Origin of the sequence: Tsukamurella sputi, from assembly GCF_007858445.1 — a bacterium.
Lineage (GTDB): Bacteria > Actinomycetota > Actinomycetes > Mycobacteriales > Mycobacteriaceae > Tsukamurella > Tsukamurella sputi.
On sequence record NZ_VIGV01000123.1, the window covers coordinates 1 to 596 of the forward strand.

Here is a 596-nt window from a genome sequence, read left to right on the forward strand (position 1 = left end):
GTTGTAGCGGTGATAAGTGCTATATGGGAGAATTCACCACCACTGACCCATTGAACAAAACGACTCTCTTTACCATAAGCAGTTCGAAAAATAATATCCCCAACCGCTAATCGATCCTGATAGATTGAATTCCAAGGCTCATAGTGATCTCTATCCTTATAAGGATTGAGATCGATCTCCAAAATAGTGATTACGCCTATCAGCAAACCTATAGAGATCAAGAGCGTTACGAGAATTAATTTTAATCTTAAATATAGCTTCTTCAAGCGCATCTATCGCCTTAATCGTTTCAATGATGTTGATGATGTTGATGATGTTGATGATGAGTAATGTTATAAAAAAAGAACGCCTTAACGTTCTTTTTCTCTAAATCTCTATTTGAGTTTCTACCTATATTTCTACTTCAGCTCCTAACTGAAAATGGCAACTCGAAAGTTAAAACTTCACTCTCCAGCCCTCTTTTCCTTTCATTGTCTCAATCTCTTCTGGATCTTCACTTGTTCCATTTTTATAATGAACCTGGAAAAGCACTGTCGCTTCTGTCTTATCTTTATTATATTCCACATTATTGAAGGTGATATCTTTCAAGCCCCCTT

General features: G+C 36.4%; 1 protein-coding gene. It reads right to left on the minus strand.

Going from position 1 to position 596, the window contains the following annotated elements; genetic code table 11:
• Positions 1–272 (minus strand): hypothetical protein (locus FK268_RS26050; RefSeq protein ID WP_205124542.1); only part of this gene is annotated, 272 nt, incomplete at its 3' end.
• Positions 273–596 lie beyond the last annotated feature (324 nt).